Origin of the sequence: Methyloglobulus morosus KoM1, from assembly GCF_000496735.2 — a bacterium.
Classification (GTDB): domain Bacteria; phylum Pseudomonadota; class Gammaproteobacteria; order Methylococcales; family Methylomonadaceae; genus Methyloglobulus; species Methyloglobulus morosus.
Map to the genome: position 1 here is coordinate 1 of NZ_AYLO01000044.1, position 16041 is coordinate 16041.

General features: G+C 47.4%; 17 protein-coding genes and 1 riboswitch. Of the genes, 11 read left to right on the plus strand and 6 right to left on the minus strand.

The window, feature by feature from the left end:
* Positions 1–294: 294 nt before the first annotated feature.
* The 5 genes from MGMO_RS19895 to MGMO_RS06010 form a co-directional block, all read right to left on the minus strand.
* On the minus strand, positions 295–471 hold the full coding sequence (locus MGMO_RS19895; protein ID WP_161808467.1) for a hypothetical protein: 177 nt from the start codon (positions 469–471) through the stop codon (positions 295–297).
* Between the two features lie 67 nt (positions 472–538).
* Positions 539–868, minus strand: a complete 330-nt coding sequence (locus MGMO_RS05995; protein ID WP_023494143.1) for an exosortase system-associated protein, TIGR04073 family — start codon at positions 866–868, stop codon at positions 539–541.
* A gap of 134 nt (positions 869–1002) precedes the next feature.
* Positions 1003–1524, minus strand: coding sequence for a methyltransferase family protein (locus MGMO_RS06000; RefSeq protein ID WP_023494144.1), 522 nt, complete (start codon positions 1522–1524; stop codon positions 1003–1005).
* Positions 1525–1563: 39 nt separating this feature from the next.
* Complete coding sequence (locus MGMO_RS21245) at positions 1564–1782, minus strand: ParE family toxin-like protein (RefSeq protein ID WP_023494145.1); 219 nt, start codon at positions 1780–1782, stop codon at positions 1564–1566.
* A gap of 35 nt (positions 1783–1817) precedes the next feature.
* Positions 1818–2018: a hypothetical protein gene (locus MGMO_RS06010; RefSeq protein WP_023494146.1), complete on the minus strand. Its 201-nt coding sequence runs from the start codon at positions 2016–2018 to the stop codon at positions 1818–1820.
* 225 nt (positions 2019–2243) lie between these two features.
* Positions 2244–2331: riboswitch (cyclic di-GMP riboswitch) on the plus strand.
* A gap of 57 nt (positions 2332–2388) precedes the next feature.
* On the opposite strand from MGMO_RS06010, the gene MGMO_RS18910 reads away from it, so the two are divergent.
* The 10 genes from MGMO_RS18910 to fbaA all read left to right on the plus strand — a co-directional run bounded on the left by MGMO_RS18910 (position 2389) and on the right by fbaA (position 14165).
* Positions 2389–2634, plus strand: coding sequence for a hypothetical protein (locus tag MGMO_RS18910; RefSeq protein WP_023494147.1), 246 nt, complete (start codon positions 2389–2391; stop codon positions 2632–2634).
* A gap of 389 nt (positions 2635–3023) precedes the next feature.
* Positions 3024–4358, plus strand: coding sequence for an MATE family efflux transporter (locus MGMO_RS06020; protein ID WP_023494148.1), 1335 nt, complete (start codon positions 3024–3026; stop codon positions 4356–4358).
* A gap of 356 nt (positions 4359–4714) precedes the next feature.
* Positions 4715–6301 (plus strand): peptide chain release factor 3, encoded by a 1587-nt coding sequence (locus MGMO_RS06025; protein ID WP_023494149.1) that lies wholly within the window; start codon positions 4715–4717, stop codon positions 6299–6301.
* Between the two features lie 201 nt (positions 6302–6502).
* Entirely contained in the window at positions 6503–7144 is a 642-nt protein-coding gene (gene hxlA, locus MGMO_RS06030) for a 3-hexulose-6-phosphate synthase (protein WP_023494150.1), read from the plus strand.
* Positions 7145–7155: 11 nt separating this feature from the next.
* The gene (gene hxlB, locus MGMO_RS06035; protein WP_023494151.1) at positions 7156–7689 is read left to right on the plus strand and encodes a 6-phospho-3-hexuloisomerase; all 534 of its coding nucleotides are present in this window, start codon (positions 7156–7158) and stop codon (positions 7687–7689) included.
* A 131-nt stretch (positions 7690–7820) separates the two neighbouring features.
* Positions 7821–9815, plus strand: coding sequence for a transketolase (tkt, locus tag MGMO_RS06040; RefSeq protein WP_023494152.1), 1995 nt, complete (start codon positions 7821–7823; stop codon positions 9813–9815).
* 94 nt (positions 9816–9909) lie between these two features.
* Positions 9910–10587: a hypothetical protein gene (locus MGMO_RS20275; protein WP_023494153.1), complete on the plus strand. Its 678-nt coding sequence runs from the start codon at positions 9910–9912 to the stop codon at positions 10585–10587.
* 3 nt (positions 10588–10590) lie between these two features.
* Positions 10591–11811 (plus strand): hypothetical protein, encoded by a 1221-nt coding sequence (locus MGMO_RS06050; RefSeq protein ID WP_023494154.1) that lies wholly within the window; start codon positions 10591–10593, stop codon positions 11809–11811.
* 164 nt (positions 11812–11975) lie between these two features.
* A complete protein-coding gene (locus MGMO_RS06055; protein ID WP_023494155.1) occupies positions 11976–12980 on the plus strand; it encodes a transaldolase in 1005 nt (334 codons plus the stop codon).
* A 105-nt stretch (positions 12981–13085) separates the two neighbouring features.
* The gene (gene fbaA, locus MGMO_RS06060; RefSeq protein ID WP_023494156.1) at positions 13086–14165 is read left to right on the plus strand and encodes a class II fructose-bisphosphate aldolase; all 1080 of its coding nucleotides are present in this window, start codon (positions 13086–13088) and stop codon (positions 14163–14165) included.
* Positions 14166–14279: 114 nt separating this feature from the next.
* On the opposite strand, the gene MGMO_RS06065 is transcribed toward fbaA, so the two are convergent.
* Positions 14280–15173, minus strand: coding sequence for a carbohydrate kinase family protein (locus tag MGMO_RS06065; RefSeq protein WP_023494157.1), 894 nt, complete (start codon positions 15171–15173; stop codon positions 14280–14282).
* Positions 15174–15293: 120 nt separating this feature from the next.
* Here MGMO_RS06065 and MGMO_RS06070 point away from each other — a divergent pair, with 120 nt between their 5' ends.
* Entirely contained in the window at positions 15294–15935 is a 642-nt protein-coding gene (locus MGMO_RS06070) for a uracil-DNA glycosylase (protein ID WP_023494158.1), read from the plus strand.
* Positions 15936–16041: the final 106 nt, after the last annotated feature.

Consider the following 16041-nt stretch of genomic DNA (forward strand, 5'->3'; position numbering starts at 1 on the left):
GGCTAAGATGGATTGTGCACGTTTTTTACTCATAACTTACTTTAAATAGGTTAATTATCTCACTGTTTTTAATATAAAGTATTTCTTAACTTAATGGCAGTGACGCAGGGGCGTGGGAATGAGAAAAAAGCCCTTCGACCGCTGCGAGGCGGGAAGCCGAGTAGTCCCCAGAAGCGATAGGGCTGGGCGTTTTCACGGATGTGCGTCAGCGCTGGAGTGAAAATGCAAAGCCATACGAAATCGCGTCGAGTCATTTGCGCAGCGCCGTCATCGGCCGCTGTTGGTGGTCGATGGCTAGCGTAGCAGGACGGCTGGGGCGCCGAAGGCATGAGCGGTCGCGTTAAGTTTTTGCCGCTTGCTTGGGCTGGGATGCCCAAAACAAGCTTTCGCAAAAATAGCGACTCCCCGAAAGCCCAGGCCGAACGGCAAGGCGTTGATACCGTTCGTGGTGAGCCTGTCAAACGATCTCATGAGCAAGCCGAAGGGCATGAACCGAATCAACGTGTTCAGGGTTTCCTTAACAATAAAGAAACCGAGTTTAATGAAAATAATCCCACGGGTATTCAGGCGTTAAAATCGGGCGAAAGCCTGACGGTGCAGGAAAAGGTGCAGAAACAAATTCATAAACGCCGACCAGTTCACGGGTTACTGTCATCCCCAAACCCCTTGCCAAGCCGAGAGGGAAACCTATCGCCCCTCTAGCGCGTGTTTCCTGAACAATATTGCCCGGTATCTCAAGGAAGCCACAGGTCATTCCAGCCAAGCCCCTGCCAAATTTCTGCGCTGCCGTATGTGCATAGGCATTGGGAAACGAAAATAGCGCCAATGTCGTAAAAGCCGCCAGAACATAACTACTAAACTTTTTCATATGTTGTCCAATATTGTTGTTATGAGGAAAGCTTAGTTTAACCTAATATCTAAAATCGCCTAAAACTTGGGGTATTTGAACGGCTGGTTTCAAGCCCGGCTTGTGGTCCTCTGCGTTTACAGCACCCTACGTGCTCAAATCCATCTGCGCCGCCCCAAGATGTAGGTTCGGTATTCTTCGCCGAATTTCTCAAGAAGAATCCGTTCTTCGGGTTTGATCTGGAACCGAGTGATATACGCAATGAAGGCGACCACTCCACCCAAGGACACTGGGGATGCCAGGAATGCGGCCCAACCCATTAGGACTAGCATGAGCCCAACATACATCGGGTTTCTCGTTATTCTATAGATTCCATTCGTGACCAGAATAGACGTGCCTTCCGGCCTTCGTGGATTCACTGTGGTCTGCGCACGCTTGAATTGCGTAGCCCCAGACACTGCGAATGCGGCTCCCAGTATAGCGAGACCCATTGCAACCGGAATTCGGGTCGTCCCGAATGCGTTGGTTTTGGGCAGTGTATGGGACAAAAGCCACATCAATACGATGGTGACTAGCGCGACGAAGGGGGGAGGGAAGCGGAGTTCGAGGTTCGCCACTGGATTCTCTCTGAGGCCTAACACCAAGCTAACCGGGCGCGGCCCACGAGCTTGAAACATATAAAGCGCCAGAAGGCCGCGCTCCGGTTGAGCGTTTTGTCAGGCAAGCAATTTATCATAGTCTGCGTGGTTACCAATCCAAAACCATTGAACGCCCTGATCCACAGGAACACCAAGGGCGCGATAACCCAAGCTAACGCGGGCACTACGGAATGCCCCATTTTTAACGGATTTAAATTGTAACGAAGGGTGGTGAGGATTTTGTTTAAGTAGCTCGTAGTTATTACGGGCCTGTTGCTGGTTCAATTGGCAAAGCATCGAATATTGCCAGAATTTTGCCGATGTGAAATGTTTCAAAGCTCACGAGCCTTGCCATTTTGATAATCAGCAAGCGCTTCCGCTGCTAAGGCGTCCAGTTTTCCTGCATTTGCATCCTCTTCTATTTGTGCGTCCCAAGCAGACTCATCAAACTTGGCAAACCATTGGCGAAATTCAGCTAACTCGTGAGCTGGCAATTGTTCAATTGCTCGTTCAATAGATTGAATAGAAGGCATAAAAACTCCAGTATGCTTGTTTTATCGTGGTAGGTTAATTTTAGCACGACCCAAAAAAGCGTACTCGCAAAATCGGTGTAACAATCGACTTTATCTGCTCTGGTTATGACGGTTTGCTAGCGCGAAACTGTCTTACGGGTTAATCGCATAATGAGTAGGGCAGCTCTTGTGGTTACACAATGTCATTTATTTAAATGTGATAATAAATTTTGGTTTATTATATCTGAGAAGATAGGCTAAAACTGTCGTAAGGCAGTGGCAGAAAGTCGCGGATCCTGACACCCATTATCAGGAAAGTAGTCGAACTACCGATTGCGTATGAAAAGCCGCAAATTGAAGTTCGACTTTTTTTCAAAAAAGAGGTTAATTTATGAAATTGACAAAAAAATTGATGTTAATTGCAATGTTTTCATTGTTGGTTACCGGTCAAGTTTGGGCAGCGGCCTCAATTACAGGCTGTATAGCGAGTGGTGGTCAAGCGAATGGATGTTCTCCCGCTGCTGCTCCAGAAATGGATGCCGCTAACGCGACAATTCCCGTTGCCCTGATGACAGGTATAGTTCTCTTGTTAAAGGAACGGTCTCGTTCCAAACGGCCTTCTAAATCAGGCCAATAAAATTTTAATCCTAGTTATACCTGGTGTGCTAACGCCAGGTATATTGCCGCCAGATTGCAACAAACATCCAATAATTGCCGATAATCTACGGTAGTTTACAAAAATATCAAAATATCCGTTAAAACGGAGGGCCGAATAGGTCAAGTTGGTATACCGCTTCGTACTCAACGGAATATTTCCCGTGTGTCCTCTTAGGTGGATTTAATGTTTGTATCGTTAATTTCCGTGGGTCAGCTATTCGTTTTTTTGTAGCCGTTCGCTTATCGTATCTGATAAGTTTCGTTCCCTGGCGCTCATCATCAGAATCTATAAAACATAGCTGTCATCTTGAGGTAAACGGTTATTATTATGCGTTAGGTTAGCGTTATCTTCCCTTTCCGTTTATCGCAATGAAAACAAGCCAGCAGGCCGAACAAAGTAGCCAGGATGAGGGGATAAGCACCCAAAGCCTTATCTATTTGACCTTCCCAGCCGCCTTGTCGGCGATGCTGAATAACGCTTACCGCGTCATCGACCAACATGCCGTGCAGTGGCTGGGCGTGGATGCCCAGGCCGCCATTGCGTCTTGTACGTTTGTGCTGATCGCATTCTTTGCGGGTTACACCATCTTTGCGTCGGGTGCGATTGCCTTGGTGGCCCGTGCGGTGGGTGCCGAGAATGTCCAGGAACAAAAGAATCTCATCGGCAGTGCGTTAACGGCGGCGGCATCTGCCGGCATAATTATTTTGACGGCTAGTGGCCTGTTCGCTCCCTTAACGGTCAAGAGCTTAGGTTTGCAGGGCGACCTTGCCGCGCAAGCCGAAACTTACCTGCGCTGGCACGCACTTTATTGTTTGCCGCAAGCCGTCATGCCGACTTTGGATGCCATTTTTATTGCGTACGGACGAACCAAGGTCGTGCTGGGTCTGCAAATAACGGCTTCATTACTCAATTTTTTGTTGAACCCTGTCTTTATCTATATGCTTGGTTTTGGCATAGGCGGCGCGGCAATGGCGACAGGCATAAGTCAGGCGGTAGCGCTTTCAATCGGTCTTGTCGTATTGTCGCGCACCCAAGGTTTCGATCACGGAACTTTTCGGCTGAATCATCATGTGTTACGCATCATCAAAGTGGGGTTGCCGATGTGCTGGGGTACATTGGTGTTCGCCGGGGTTTATTGGGCGTTGCTGCGTTGGGTGATTTCGCCCTTGGGGCCTGCCGTCAATGCGGCTTTGGGTATCGGTTTTTCCGTGTTGGAAGGCTTTACCTGGCCGGTGTTTTGGGGCTTTTCCATGGGGATAGCCAGCATTGTCGGGCGCTCCTTGGGCGCAGGGGAACTGGCTAAGGCTAAACATGCCATCCGCTTGGCGTTCAGGCTGGTGACTTTATTCGGATTATTGGCGTCTGCCGTATTCTGGTGGGGTGGGGAAGTGCTGGCTAGGGCGTTTACCAACGATGCGGAAGTGCTGGAGCAAGCGGTGCTTTACGCGCAGATATTGGCTTTTTCGCAATTGTTTGTCGCTTACGAGGCGTTGGCGGAAGGCATCTTAAGCGGCGCGGGCAAAACCAAAGCGATATTTTATTGGTCCGCACCATTAAATATCTTGCGGATTCCCTGTTGTTGGTTGTTTGCCATCCATTACGGTTATGGTGCGGCGGCGGTTTGGTGGGTGATAAATTGTTCGACTTTCCTGAAAGCATTAGGGAAATGGAGTACGGTTCTCAGCGGGCGTTGGCAAGCGTAATCATCTTTGCAGTTAATGCCTTGCGTGACCGAATCATGAAAACACATGGGCAATTAGTTCCTTAACGCGGGTAAATCCGGTAGAATTCGCGGCTTTAAATTCAGTTGGATATGTTGTGCGTCCATTTTTTGCGAAAGCGCAAATGGTTAGGATTGTCCAATATTCATTTATTGGTGTCCGGTTCAACACATTCAAATTTTATTCTTAAGGAAACGCTGAACAAGTTGATTCCATCCTTGGTTCGACAGGCTCACCACGAACGGAATCAACGCCTTACCGTTCGTCTAGGGTTTGTCGAAGGACTTGTTCAGGGATTCCTTAAAATATGTACCTAATGGTCATATTTTCATACGATTATGTCAGAAACAGAAATAACCACAGAATCAAAGCGGCGACGCACGTTCGCCATCATTTCCCATCCCGATGCGGGCAAAACCACCATCACGGAAAAACTGTTGCTGTTTGGTGGGGCGATACAGCTTGCGGGCTCGGTAAAGGGACGGAAAGCGGCTCGCCATGCGACCTCGGATTGGATGGAGATGGAAAAAGAGCGGGGCATAAGCGTGACGACTTCGGTGATGCAGTTTGAGCATAAAGGCTGCATTATCAACCTGTTGGATACGCCAGGACACGAGGATTTTTCCGAAGACACCTATCGTACTTTAACGGCGGTTGATTCGGCGTTGATGGTGATAGACGTTGCCAAAGGCGTTGAAGAACGGACGATTAACCTGATGGAAGTGTGCCGACTGCGGACTACGCCGATATTGACCTTTATCAATAAGCTGGACAGGGAAGGGAAAGAGCCTATTGAGCTGATGGACGAGGTGGAGAATGTCCTCAACATCAAATGTGCTCCCATGACTTGGCCGATCGGCATGGGCAAGCGTTTCAAGGGGGTTTATCATTTATATAAGGATGAAATCCATTTGTTCAGTGCCCAGCACGGTGGAAAAATTGCCGAAGCCGAAGTCATTAAAGGGCTGGATAATCCCAAACTGGATGAATTGTTAAATGACCAGGCCGATGAGTTAAGGGAAGAGATTGACTTGGTCAAAGGCGCAAGCCATGAATTTAATCTTGCCGATTATTTGGCGGGTAAGCTTACGCCCGTGTTTTTCGGCTCTGCAATCAACAACTTTGGTATCCTGGAATTGTTGGACGCGTTTGCCGAATATGCGCCTTCACCCAGGCCAAGGCAAGCGGAACAGCGATTGGTCGCGCCGGAAGAAGATAAGTTCACGGGTTTTGTATTTAAGGTTCAGGCCAATATGGATCCCGCGCATCGGGACAGGGTGGCGTTTTTGCGGGTCTGTTCAGGAAAATTCGATAAGGGTATGAAGATTAATCATGTCCGCATCGGCAAGCAAGTTCAAGTCAGCAATGCCATTACCTTCCAAGCGGATACCCGAAAGAACATCGAAGAAGCGTACCCTGGCGACATTATCGGCCTGCATAATCACGGGACGATCCAGGTCGGCGATACGTTTTCCCAAGGGGAAGCCCTGAAATATGGGGGTATTCCGTATTTTGCGCCGGAATTGTTCCGACGCGTTGTCTTGAAAGATCCATTACGGGCGAAAGCCCTACAAAAAGGGCTGGTACAATTGACTGAAGAGGGCGCAACCCAGTTATTCAAGCCCCTAAAGAATAACGACCTTATCTTAGGCGCCGTGGGTATCTTGCAGTTTGATGTGACGGCATACCGGTTAAAAGCGGAATACAATGTGGAGTGCGTTTACGACAACGCCCCCATTTCCACGGTGCGTTGGGTAAGCTCGGACAAGCCGACAAAGCTAGAGGAGTTCAAGGCCAGGGTATATGAGAATCTAGCCGAGGATGGCGGCGGCTACCTGGTTTACCTTGCCACTAGCAGGGTCAACCTCCAACTCACAGAGGAGCGTTGGCCGGATATTAAGTTCAGTGCGACGCGGGAATTATAGTTCTTACCATGAATAACTTTACAAAAGCAATACCAGCCCTTGAATAATCAAGCTATTTTAATTTTAAGGAAGAATTATAGGCATTAGCGACACGGCGGTATTGAGCAATGGGCATTGACATCCGTCCCCTTTGTACTTTAAAGTTACCGCCGCATAACGAATATGTAAGCAACAATTATTATAACCTTCGGAGCACGTACCATGGCAAAACCATTAATCCAAATGGCATTAGATTCATTAGATTTCGACGCAACAGTAGGGCTTGCTACCCAAGTGGCACCTTATGTTGACATTTTTGAAATCGGAACTCCTTGCATTAAACACAACGGCGTTAACCTTGTTAGAGAATTACGTTCAAGATTCCCAGACAAGTTAATTCTTGTTGACCTTAAAACGATGGACGCTGGCGAATATGAAGCGACCCCTTTCTATGCGGCGGGTGCGGATATCTGCACAGTATTAGGCGTATCGGGTCTCGCAACGATTGCCGGTGTCGTTAAAGCGGCTAACGCACACGGTGCAGAAGCCCAAATCGACCTCATCAATGTTGACGACAAGATTGGCTGCGCTAAAGCATCTGCTGATCTAGGCGCACAAATTGTTGGCGTACACACCGGTCTTGACGCTCAGGCGGCTGGCCACACTCCATTTGCTGATTTGAGCGATATCGCAAGATTAGGCTTGCCTGTCAGAATTTCAGTTGCTGGCGGTATTAAACAATCCACTGTGCAAGACGTTGTTCAAGCTGGCGCGAATATTATCGTGGTTGGTGCGGCAATTTATGGCGCTCCATCTCCTGCAGAAGCGGCTCGTGAGATCCGTGAATTGGTTGACGCGGCATAATAAGGACTGATATGCATCAGAAACTTATCATAGATAAAATATCGAGCATCCTAGATGCGACCGACAAGTCTCATGATGTCAGGCTGACAGAAATGCTTGATAGCGCAAGGCGTATATTTATCGCTGGTGCAGGTCGTTCTAAGTTGGTAGGCAATTTTTTTGCGATGCGGTTGGTGCACGGTGGCTACGATGTTAGCGTGGTCGGCGAAATTGTCACTCCCAGTATCAAAAATGGGGATTTGTTAATCATTATCTCGGGTTCAGGTGAAACCGAGCAATTGATCGCTTTTACCAAAAGCGCGAAAAAAGTTGGGGCCAAAATTGTCTTGATATCTGCCAAAAGCAGCTCAACTATCGGTGATATGGCTGATGCCGTGTTTGCGGTTGGCAGCCCAGACCAATATGGGAAAGTGGTCGGTATGCCAATGGGAACGGTTTTCGAACTGTCCACCTTGATCTTCCTGGAAGCCATTGTTTCGCACATAATCCATGAGAAGGGGATTGCCGAGGAAGTCATGAGGGAAAGGCACGCCAATTTGGAATAACCCAATCGATTTACGGACGGATGAAAAAGATCATTCGTTCGTATTTCGCGAGGATAATAAAAATTAAGTTAAAGTGGCGAGCCGGATAAGCGTTAAAGTCACACTAAGAATAATTACAACAGGAGATAACTATGACTTCGCGTCGTGAACTAGCGAACGCCATACGCGCTTTGAGCATGGATGCCGTACAGAAAGCAAACTCTGGACATCCAGGTGCGCCGATGGGTATGGCGGATATTGCCGAAGTGTTGTGGAATGACCACGTTCGGCACAACCCCGTCAATCCTAAGTGGGCCAATCGTGATAGATTTGTTTTATCCAATGGTCACGGTTCGATGTTGATTTATTCATTATTGCACTTGACGGGTTATGACCTTCCTATCGAAGAGCTTAAAAATTTCCGGCAGTTGCATTCCAAAACGCCAGGCCATCCTGAATATGGCTATGCGCCCGGTATTGAAACCACCACAGGGCCGCTCGGTCAAGGCGTCACCAATGCAGTAGGTATGGCAATTGCTGAAAAAGCATTGGCAGCCCAGTTCAATAAAGACGGTCATAAAATCGTTGACCACAAAACATACGTATTCCTAGGCGACGGTTGCTTGATGGAAGGTATCTCGCACGAAGCTTGTTCCTTGGCTGGAACACTGGGCCTGGGTAATTTGATTGCGTTCTGGGATGATAACGGCATCTCGATTGACGGTCATGTCGAGGGTTGGTTTACCGATAATACGCCAAAACGTTTTGAAGCTTACGGTTGGCATGTCATACCTGATGTTGATGGTCATGACGCTAATGCAATTGCCAAGGCCATTGAAATGGCAAAGGCGATGACTGACAAACCGACAATGATTTGCTGCAAAACAACCATTGGCTTTGGCTCGCCAAACAAGGCGGGTACGCATGCTTGCCACGGTGCAGCCCTGGGTGATGCAGAAGTCAATTTGACGAAAGCGGCATTAGGTTGGGATCACGGGCCATTTGAAATTCCTGCCGATGTCTACGCAGGCTGGGATGCAAAAGCAAAAGGCACAAAAGCGGAACAAGACTGGAATGTCAAGTTTGCTTCGTATAAAGCGGCTTATCCTGAATTAGCAGCAGAATTTGAACGGCGCATGAACGGCGATTTGCCCAAAACGTGGGCGGCTGATGCGGATAAGTTTATCAGTGCCGTCAATGACGAAGCCAAAACGACCGCGACTAGACTTTCTTCCTTGGCTGCAATCGAAGGTTATGCCAATTTGTTGCCCGAAATTTTTGGCGGTTCGGCTGATTTGGGTTGCTCCAATATGACCGAATGGAAAGGCCACAAGCCCATGCGGGCGGATAAGCCTGATGCCAATTATGTCAATTACGGTGTCCGTGAGTTCGGCATGTCTGCCATCATGAACGGCATTGCCTTGCACGGTGGTTTGATTCCCTTTGGCGCCACTTTCCTCATGTTCTCGGAATATGCCCGTAATGCGGTGCGTATGTCGGCTTTGATGGGAATCCGCTCCATTTTTGTCTATACCCATGATTCTATCGGCCTCGGTGAAGACGGGCCGACCCATCAACCAGTTGAGCAAACGGCTACCTTGCGGATGATCCCTAATATGCAAGTCTGGCGCCCTTGTGATGCGGTCGAAACGGCAGCTTGCTGGAGGGCGGCAATCGAGCGCAAGAATGGCCCTAGCGTCTTAGTGTTCTCGCGCCAGAATTTGCCGCACATGCCCCGTACTGCGGAGCAATTACAAGGCATCTACCGTGGCGGTTATATCCTGAAAGATGCGGGTGGTACGCCGGACGCAATCATTATTGCAACCGGATCGGAAGTTGAACTGGCTGTTAAAGCCGCTGATGAATTAGCGGCAAAGGGCAAGAAAATCCGAGTGGTTTCTATGCCGTCGACAAACTTGTTCGACGCCCAAGATGAAGCCTACCGGGAATCGGTATTGCCTGTGGCGGTCAGCAAGCGCGTCGCAGTGGAAGCGGGCGTTACTGATGGTTGGTGGAAATATGTGGGCACTAATGGCAAGATTGTTGGATTAAACCGCTTTGGCGAATCCGCGCCAGCAGGTCAATTATTCAAGGAGTTTGGTTTTACGGTCGAAAATGTAGTCAAGCACGTAGAGGCGGTGCTTTAACACATCCAAGACAAAGAATTTGTTACAAAACTGCGGACAGAGACATTACAAAAACAGTTTCTGCCTATTTATTACGACTTATAGGGTGAATAGCGTGAAAAATATTGATTTGACCAAAAGTGTATTTGCTGCGCTCCTGCTGGTTAGCAGTGTAGCGGGTGCAGAAGACAAGTATCCAGCATCTGATTTTCAACCCAAAGTGGTTTTTCAAGATGAAGAGGCAGGAAAGCAAGCGAGCAGTCCAAGTTCATCAACTAGTGCATCGTCTTCGGGCTCTTCCAGTAGTAGTGATTCCCAATATCCTGCCGCAAACTTTGAGCCTAAAGTCCTCTATTCTGATGCAGATTACAAACATACCGAAGCTAGCCCAGGTTCAGGATCATCCTCATCGTCAGTTGCTGATTCAGGTTCGGCTGTGAGTGAAGCTGCGGCCACAACAGCGAAAGATGATTACTCAGCAGGTTATTTCCTGGGTTTAATCGTGTTAGGCATTGCAGGCTATATCTTGTTTAAGAAAGGCGCAGGCTTAGGTGCAACTGCAAAAAGCAGTGCATCTGCACCGAAAGCAGGTGGGCTTACTGGTGTTGCTAGGTATGTGCTTAAAACTTCAGGAACTGGTGTAACCCGATATCTGGAGAAAAACGCAAAAGCCGCGCCGTCCTCTGCTGCGACTGGCGTAGCAAAATACTTGGCAAGCCACGACCAGTCTGCTACGTCTTCGACACGCAAAGCTGCTACTGGCGTTGAAAAATACATGCGTAACAAGGGGTAATTAATGAATCAAACCAACTTTGGCGTGGCGGTTATTCCTGCGATGACTGGCTTTTTTTCGTTTGGAAAACGAGCCAAAGTTCGGGAGATTCAAGAAGTGCTTCCCAAACATTTACCTGCGGTCATAAAGGCTGAAGATAACAGCCTTACTGGGGTGGCTAAATATTTGCTCGCAGCGCCTTTGGTGACAAGCGTTGCCAAATACATGAAGAAACAAGAAAAGCACCCAATTACCGGAGTGGCTAAATATGTTTTACGGCAGGCCATAGCCGACAGAAATGCACCGTTGCCAACGGGTGTTGCAAAGTATCTTGCCCAAGCGGCAAAACAACCTATTGCACCAAGAAAATCAGGGGTTGCCAAATACTTAGCCAAGCAGGCATTGGCGGCACCTAATTTGGACCTGTTGACGGGTGTCGCAAAATATCAGGCAGAACAAGACTTAATTGCCAAGAAAAAGGCTATTGCCGTGAAAATTCAACAATACAAGGAAGCTGATTTGGCAGCTGCAAAGGCTGCTAGAGAATCTGCGGAAGCAGCTTATGAGTCGTCCAAGATCTCAGATGAGTTGCAATACGAACAAGCCGTTGAGATGACTGCAACTACACGGTTGGGTCGGTACATACAAGAACAGGCGGAGTTGTTAAAAAAACGACCTAAAGCGACCAGCGTATCCAAATATATTAACAAGAAAATAGTGTTGGATAGCCAGAAACCTGTTGTAAAGTTGAGTAAAGTGGCCAAGTACCTAAAAGATCAGGAACTGGTTCAAAGCAAGAAACCGACCCTTACAGGAGTATCTCGCTATTTGGCAAAACAACCCATTGTCAAAAATACACCGAAACCAAAAGAAAATCTGGGGCAAAGTGGCGTGGCGCGTTATTTGGCAGGGCAATCAGCGATTGAAAGCAATAAGCCAGCCCTATCTGGCGTTGCGAAATACTTGGCTAAACAAGCTCAGCTTGATCAAATAAATAAAGATACGCTGAGGTTGGTAGACCACAGTACGGTAAAACTTTTGGAAGGGGAGTTTATCCCTGCGAACAGCTTTGCTCCTGCTACCGGCGTTTCAAGGTATCTTGAAAGGCAAGAGTCCGTTGTTTCCATTGCAAAAGAAAGTGTCACAGGGGTTTCCAGGTATCTTGAAAGACAAGGCCGTTCTGTAAAGCAGGCCATGGCATCCGCGCCAACGGGTGTCGATCGGTACTTGTTGAAACGGGCATAATTCGCTAGAAGCAGTGGCTTGACAGCTGTTTCGATAGCATTAATCAAGCCAAGAAATCAAGCGCCCTTACTAAATGCGTCACCCTGCAATCTTCTCTTTTGCGGGTTTTTGTGGTAGCATTTCATCCCCAAAAAAATTCTAACTTTACGAAAGGTACACACATTATGGCTAAGAATTTACTTGAACAACTCAGAGAAATGACTGTTGTTGTGGCTGATACCGGCGACATCCAAGCCATTGAAACTTTCAAGCCCCAAGACGCAACGACAAACCCATCCTTGATTACGGCTGCGGCGCAAATGCCGCAATATCAGGATATTGTTGACGATACCTTGAAAGCCGCCAGGAATTCCCTTGGCAATGATGCAACATCCGCACAAGTCGCTTCTTTGGCGTTTGATCGTTTGGCGGTATCTTTCGGTTTAAAAATACTGGAGATAATACCGGGCCGTGTTTCGACGGAAGTGGATGCCCGGCTATCTTACGACACCGAGGCGACCATCGCAAAAGGCCGTGAAATTATTGCTCAATACGAAGCCAAAGGCATTTCCAAAGAACGTGTGTTGATTAAGGTCGCCTCGACATGGGAAGGTATACAAGCGGCAGCGGTATTGGAAAAAGAAGGTATCCACTGCAACCTGACTTTGTTGTTTGGCTTGCACCAGGCCATTGCCTGTGCAGAGAACGGCATCACCTTGATCTCACCTTTTGTGGGACGTATCCTGGACTGGTACAAGAAAGATACCGGACGTGATTCCTATCCGGCCGCTGAAGATCCCGGTGTTGTTTCAGTAACCGATGTATACAACTATTACAAAAAATTTGGTTACAAGACCGAAGTGATGGGAGCGAGCTTCCGTAACATCGGCGAAATAACCGAACTGGCTGGCGTTGATTTATTGACCATTGCCCCGTCCTTGCTGTCCGAGTTGCAATCAACAGAAGGCGAATTGCCACGTAAACTTGATCCGCAAACAGCCGCACAAAAATCTATCGAAAAAATATCGATGGATAAAGCCACTTTTGATCGTATGCACCAAGAAAACCGTATGGCCAACGATAAATTGGCGGAAGGTATTTTGGGTTTTGAAAAAGCACTGGAAGCCCTCGAAGAACTATTGTCTGCACGGCTTGCTAAGCTTGAGCACAAAGAATCCGTCCCTGCTTAAAGGTTAGTTAGTACGCTTAGCTAACGTATTGTTTATACAATAATAATATCGCCTCGACACGTTGTGTCGGGGCGTTTTTAATTTATATCTACACGAATTATCAATATGTCACAAAAAATTTTAGATGTTATAAAACCCGGCGTTGTTACTGGGGAAGATGTGCAGAAGCTTTTTGCTATCTGCAAAGCGAACAGTTTTGCATTACCGGCCGTCAATGTCATCAATACCGATTCGATGAACGCGGTCATGGAAGCGGCAGCCAAAGCCAAATCTGCGGTCATCATCCAGTTTTCCAATGGTGGCGCGGCTTTTATGGCGGGCAAAGGGCTAAAGGCAGAAGGCCAACAAGCCTCAATCCTGGGAGCCATTTCAGGTGCCCAACATGTCCATTTGCTGGCTGAACATTACGGCGTCCCTGTTATTCTCCATACCGACCATGCTGCAAAAAAATTACTTCCTTGGATTGACGGCTTGTTGGATGCCGGTGAAAAGCATTTCGCAGCAACAGGAAAACCGCTGTTCAGCTCACACATGCTGGATTTGTCGGAAGAAAGCCTGAAAGAAAACATGGAAATCTGTGGTGAATACCTCAAACGCATGTCCAAAATGAACATGACCCTGGAAATTGAATTAGGTGTGACCGGTGGGGAAGAAGACGGTGTTGATAATAGCGGCCTAGATCATTCTTTACTGTATACCCAACCCGAAGACGTGGCCTATGCGTATGAAGAATTGAGTAAAATTAGCCCACGATTCACGATTGCCGCTTCTTTTGGTAATGTACACGGTGTGTACAAGCCCGGAAATGTTAAATTAACTCCGACAATATTGGCTAATTCCCAAAAATATGTCTCAGAAAAGTACGGTGTTGCAAAAAATACATTGGACTTCGTATTTCACGGTGGTTCAGGTTCAACACCAGCAGAGATCAAAGAGTCCATCAGTTACGGCGTTGTTAAAATGAATATCGACACCGATACCCAGTGGGCAACTTGGGCTGGTATCATGGAGTTCTACAAGAAAAATGAAGGTTATTTGCAGGGCCAAATTGGTAATCCAGATGGCGACGATAAGCCGAACAAAAAGTATTACGACCCACGGGTATGGCAACGCGCAGGCGAAGTGGGTATGGTGAACCGTTTGGAACAAGCTTTCCAAGAATTGAACTCCACGGGTTCTTTGTAATTCAAGGCAGGCTAGAGATTAAAAACCGACCTTAGTGTCGGTTTTTTTTGTCGTTTTTTCAATTGTCCTCTCTCGACATCATCCAGTAGGATAGGGATGAACATGATGGTATTGTTAATACGTATCGAGTTGCCATAATGATATAAATGGTCGGTAAAAATTCGAATCCACTACGGTTGCGCCCCTTTGCCCTGTTATAGCGGAAGCAAATAATTGCGCCCTTTCCATAGTTAGCCCTAAAGGCCAGCCAAGATTAAGGCCAAGCAACAATATCGCTGAAAAGGCGTCGCCTGCGCCCACCGTATCTGTAAGGGTCACAGGCGCATTAGGCGATACAGAAAAGAATTCCCCCACATTGTTCAATCCCAAGGCACCCTTTTCACCGCAAGTGACAATAATACCTTCCAGCTTATATTGGTGCAGAAATTCATTCATGCCGGATTTAACATCAATCTCATGACCGTGCAATGCCTGCAACTCTTGAAAATTCAGCTTCATCCAGTCGGCATCTTTGATGAGTTCAAGCACGCTGGCCTTATTCCACCACGGTAGCCGCAAATTGACATCAATGAAAATTTTGCCTTGGTGCAATGCTTTTAATGTCGCCAATGTTTGCCTTGATGTGGGTGAACGGCCAGCCAGCGTCCCATGATAGAAGATACCGGTATGATGGGGTTTATCCAGGCCTTGCATTTCAATATGATCGTAGGCTTGGTCTGGTAAAATACAATAAGCGGGTTCGCCTTGTTCAATTTTCACTTGTACCTGCCCGGTTGGGGAAGTTGGATCCTGCTGTAAAAAATTCAGGTCCATATCCCATGATTGCATGGCTGCGCGTATCTGGTTTCCTGTCGTATCGTTGCCCACTCGGCTAATCAATTGGGGTTGTCGCCCAAATGCCTGTAAGTGCCAGGCGACATTGAAAGGAGCGCCGCCCATGACACGGCTACCATCGGGAAAATGGTCGAATAGGATTTCCCCAAAAATGGTGATCGGTTTTTTTTTCATTCGCCTTAACGGTTACAAGAGGTGTTAGTCAATGCGTTAAATTATAAGTAGACTTTTCCTTTATGTGGTAATTTTCTGCCCAATAGAAAGTTAAAACAGCGATATGACTAATCCAGAAAAATGACGACTAAAATATTCGATGAAAACTGCCGAAAATGCGAACGCTTAGCCAGTTTTCTTTGCGAAACCAAGCAAACTTATCCCGATTACCACGCCCGTCCTGTAGCGCCTTTTGGAGCCCAAAATCCAGATTTGCTCATTGTAGGCCTGGCCCCTGGAATGCACGGCGCGAATGCAACAGGACGGCCTTTTACCGGAGATTATGCGGGTATCTTGTTGTATGAGGCACTTTATAAATTTGGCTACAGCAATAAGCCCATATCGGTATCATTAAATGATGGCCTTGAGCTTATCGACTGCCGGATAACGAATGCGGTTAAGTGCCTACCGCCGCAAAATAAGCCGACCCCCGCTGAAATAGCGCAATGCAATTCCTATTTGGCTGCAGAATTGGCAACATTGCCAAAAAAGACAATCATTTTGGCTTTAGGGCTGATTGCCCATCAGTCCGTGTTAAAGGCATATAAGTTGAAGGCAAGCAGCGCAAAATTCGCCCATAACGCCCATCATGTCTTGCCTAATGGCCGGAATCTGGTCGATTCCTATCATTGCAGCCGCTATAACACGCAAACGAATCGTTTGACCCCGGATGCTTTTTTCGATGTTTTTATTTCCGTTCGTCAATTACGGGTAACGGATTAAAAAATAAAAGGCATTAAAATGCGTTGAATAAGCAATCTTAAGCTAGTTTATACAGCCCGTATGGATGATTGCCTATCCACAAAGCCCGATTGCATTGTGGATAGGC

What these genes read in the sequence shown, in the direction of transcription:
- MGMO_RS06065 (WP_023494157.1), bottom strand. Translation starts at nt 15,173, where the DNA reads ATGAAAAAAAAACCGATCACCATTTTTGGGGAAATCCTATTCGACCAT.
- MGMO_RS06010 (WP_023494146.1), bottom strand. Translation starts at nt 2,018, where the DNA reads ATGCCTTCTATTCAATCTATTGAACGAGCAATTGAACAATTGCCAGCT.
- MGMO_RS21245 (WP_023494145.1), bottom strand. Translation starts at nt 1,782, where the DNA reads ATGCTTTGCCAATTGAACCAGCAACAGGCCCGTAATAACTACGAGCTA.
- MGMO_RS06055 (WP_023494155.1), top strand. Translation starts at nt 11,976, where the DNA reads ATGGCTAAGAATTTACTTGAACAACTCAGAGAAATGACTGTTGTTGTG.
- hxlB (WP_023494151.1), top strand. Translation starts at nt 7,156, where the DNA reads ATGCATCAGAAACTTATCATAGATAAAATATCGAGCATCCTAGATGCG.
- MGMO_RS06070 (WP_023494158.1), top strand. Translation starts at nt 15,294, where the DNA reads ATGACGACTAAAATATTCGATGAAAACTGCCGAAAATGCGAACGCTTA.
- MGMO_RS06020 (WP_023494148.1), top strand. Translation starts at nt 3,024, where the DNA reads ATGAAAACAAGCCAGCAGGCCGAACAAAGTAGCCAGGATGAGGGGATA.
- hxlA (WP_023494150.1), top strand. Translation starts at nt 6,503, where the DNA reads ATGGCAAAACCATTAATCCAAATGGCATTAGATTCATTAGATTTCGAC.
- MGMO_RS06025 (WP_023494149.1), top strand. Translation starts at nt 4,715, where the DNA reads ATGTCAGAAACAGAAATAACCACAGAATCAAAGCGGCGACGCACGTTC.
- MGMO_RS18910 (WP_023494147.1), top strand. Translation starts at nt 2,389, where the DNA reads ATGAAATTGACAAAAAAATTGATGTTAATTGCAATGTTTTCATTGTTG.
- MGMO_RS05995 (WP_023494143.1), bottom strand. Translation starts at nt 868, where the DNA reads ATGAAAAAGTTTAGTAGTTATGTTCTGGCGGCTTTTACGACATTGGCG.
- fbaA (WP_023494156.1), top strand. Translation starts at nt 13,086, where the DNA reads ATGTCACAAAAAATTTTAGATGTTATAAAACCCGGCGTTGTTACTGGG.
- tkt (WP_023494152.1), top strand. Translation starts at nt 7,821, where the DNA reads ATGACTTCGCGTCGTGAACTAGCGAACGCCATACGCGCTTTGAGCATG.
- MGMO_RS06050 (WP_023494154.1), top strand. Translation starts at nt 10,591, where the DNA reads ATGAATCAAACCAACTTTGGCGTGGCGGTTATTCCTGCGATGACTGGC.
- MGMO_RS06000 (WP_023494144.1), bottom strand. Translation starts at nt 1,524, where the DNA reads ATGTTTCAAGCTCGTGGGCCGCGCCCGGTTAGCTTGGTGTTAGGCCTC.
- MGMO_RS19895 (WP_161808467.1), bottom strand. Translation starts at nt 471, where the DNA reads ATGAGATCGTTTGACAGGCTCACCACGAACGGTATCAACGCCTTGCCG.